Source organism: Brachyspira pilosicoli (assembly GCF_019402445.1).
Classification (GTDB): Bacteria; Spirochaetota; Brachyspiria; order Brachyspirales; family Brachyspiraceae; genus Brachyspira; species Brachyspira pilosicoli_B.
Genome location: NZ_SRZM01000357.1, coordinates 1 through 2,930, shown reverse-complemented (window position 1 = coordinate 2,930; position 2,930 = coordinate 1). Strand labels below are relative to the sequence as shown.

Genomic DNA, 2,930 nt, shown 5'->3' with positions numbered 1-2,930 from the left:
CTTTTTGCTACGGGAAAAAGTTGAATAAAATAAAAACTTATACAACAGAATATTATTGTTTATGTATAAATAATAAAAATTAAAAAGTTACTATTATTCTTCTTTGTCTTAAAAATTTCGTTAAAGTCTTTTTGCTTACAGAATTGTATTTTAATATGGCATATTCATCATTAATTTTTTTTATGTTCATTCCTTTTCTGTTTGCCTCATAAACTATCTCTTCAAGTTTATCTTTATCTTTTATATTTATCAAAGTAATGTTTTCGTATATTGAAGATATAATTCCTCTTTCATACCATCTGTTAATATTGCTTTCAACATGTTTTGGTATTGTAAGAGAATATTCTTCTAATACAGATTTTAATTTGCTTAAAAAATTATTAAAACTATATTTAGAGTCAGTTTCATTTATAATGGTTTTTGCTTTCAATATTTTATCTTCTGTGATTTTATAAGTATAAACACTTTCATTTTTTTCAAGCTCAAAATATAAATTACACATATAAATAAAATCATCATCAAAAGCATTATGATTAATTAAAGTTATTTCAAAATTACCATTAATAAAACATTTTTTAGGATTGTTTTTTATGTCTTTTATACTTTTTAATGCAACAATAGCTCCTTCATAAAAAGAAGCCTCCACAAGACCAAATAAAAACATGGTGTATAATATATTATTATACATTTCTGGGGATATAGCATTTTTTTCTTTGAGTTCTAATAATAATTTAGTTTTAGAAATATTTTCATTATCTTCTAATATTTGAAGTATTTTATTTTGATATTCTATATGATTTTTAAATATTTGTTTTAGTATAGTATCTCTTCTTTTTTCTATATCTAGTGATAAGAATCTTTTTACATTATCGCTTTCTAACGATATAACCCCTTTGTTGTCTATTACTATTAAATCAAGCTTCAAGCAAATATCTATAATAGTGTTATAATCTATATTGTTGCTAAAAACTTCTAAGTTAATATTATCTATATTTATTTTTTGAATATCAACTTCATAAATAAAGTTTTCTATATCATTTAATATATTAAGGTGATTATATATAAATACAGAGGAAGCAACATTTTCTTCAAGAGATTTTTCTATAGTGTTTAATACATTTATGTTATTGATAGCTATAAATGCATTTTCACTCTCTTTTGTAAAGTACAATGTAACAATATTAGCTTTACATAAGTCTAATAATTCATCATTAGTAATTTTTATTTTTGTATTTTCTATTATGCCGCCATTTTCATATATAGATATTATTTTTTTAAGATACTTTTTGTATGTTGTAGCATTATATTTAACATCAATATAATTTTCTATTTTTTTGGTATTTTCTTTTAGAATAATTGTTTCTAATAATTCTCTAATATTTGGCAGGAAGTTTAATGTATCATCATTAGCATTAAGTTTTCTTCTTTTCATTTTCAAATATAAAAGCCCAGACTTTTTTATATCATCTACATAATTAAAAAACATAGGCAATTGCTTTTGACTATATTTAAGAGAATATGCAATATCTATAGAATTGATTTCTTTATCATAATTTTTAATAATAAAATAAACAATTTCTTTTTCTTCTTTATTCAAAAGAAAAAACTTATATGAAATCAAAGATATATTATCAGTCTTATTTTGCAAATCATCTATATTTTTTGCTTTCCAAATTTTTAATAATTCTTTTAATGTATCTTTTGATATTTGGCTATACATAATATATATTCACTTATTTTATAATAAAGTATTTAAAGAAACCTTGAGGCACATCATCAGGTCTTTTTGATTGTATCCAAGCAATCATAGGCTGACCTTTAATTAGTCTGTAAGGCACAAGTCCCCACATTCTGCTGTCGCAGCTTTGGTCTCTGTTATCACCCATTACAAAGAAATAATCTTCAGGTACATTGTATATATATTCATCTGGTCTGTCTTTAGCATAAGGTATATATATGTTCATCCAGAAAAATAGTTTAATATCATCACTAACTATTTTATCATTAATATATACTTCAAAAGATTTAAGGTCATTGTAATAATCTTCTCTATCAACAATCTTTTTAAATATTATCACGTCCCCTTTTTTTGGCACATAAATAGGACCATATATATCTATAATAGGCACAAAGTCCCTCTCTCCATAATAGAAATAACCCCATTTATCTTCTATTTCATTTCCATTTATAATTATCTTTTTTTCTCTAATTTCAACAGTTTCTCCAGCAGTAGCAATTACTCTTTTAACAAACTCTTTTCTAGGGTCTAAATCTACAGTTTTAAGTCCAAAGAATAATTTAGCAGGAGCAAGATGCTTTCCTCCTGTGAGTTTTTCACCTATAAAGTCTGCAAGTAAAAATCTAGGATCCCAGTTAAAAGGAGTAAGTGAAAATACCATTACAGGCAATTTTAACATCTGTACCAAAGGGGAAGGTTCATAGTATGGCATAGAAGATTCGCATCCAAAAGTAGAAGAAGGAGGTGCTCTAAATACAACCAAATCTCCCCTTTGAGGTGATTTGATTTTAGGAAGTCTGTATCCTAAAAGTCCGTCTGTAAATGGAAGTTTCACACCATATACGAATCTATTTGCAAATAATCTATCTCCAGGCATGATAATTGGTATCATAGAGCCTGTTGGAATTTGATAGTTTTGTATTAAAAATGTGTTTATAATTAGCACTATTACTATTGCGTATAAAATTTCTTTTAGTGTATGTTTAAAAGTTCTGCATTCGCCTATTATGATATCTGTAATATTTTTTATAGGGTTTTCCATAAATATAAGCACCTTCTCTAAATATTAATGTGCTATTGTATAATAATATTTATAAAAAATCAACTTGAATAATATGTATAATTTTTAAAATATATATTATTTTTATAGTACAATTTTGATATTTGACTTTATATTTTTATGATATATTAT

At 24.4% G+C, this 2,930-nt stretch carries 2 protein-coding genes; both read right to left on the bottom strand.

Going from position 1 to position 2,930, the window contains the following annotated elements:
* Positions 1–79: 79 nt before the first annotated feature.
* On the bottom strand, positions 80–1,720 hold the full coding sequence (locus E6A48_RS10630) for a hypothetical protein (protein ID WP_219710198.1): 1,641 nt from the start codon (positions 1,718–1,720) through the stop codon (positions 80–82).
* Between the two features lie 13 nt (positions 1,721–1,733).
* A complete protein-coding gene (gene lepB / locus E6A48_RS10625) occupies positions 1,734–2,780 on the bottom strand; it encodes a signal peptidase I (protein ID WP_013244588.1) in 1,047 nt (348 codons plus the stop codon).
* Between the last annotated feature and the right edge of the window lie 150 nt (positions 2,781–2,930).

Coding starts and splice junctions, on each gene's coding strand:
- E6A48_RS10630 (WP_219710198.1), bottom strand. CDS start 1,720: ATGTATAGCCAAATATCAAAAGATACATTAAAAGAATTATTAAAAATT.
- lepB (WP_013244588.1), bottom strand. CDS start 2,780: ATGGAAAACCCTATAAAAAATATTACAGATATCATAATAGGCGAATGC.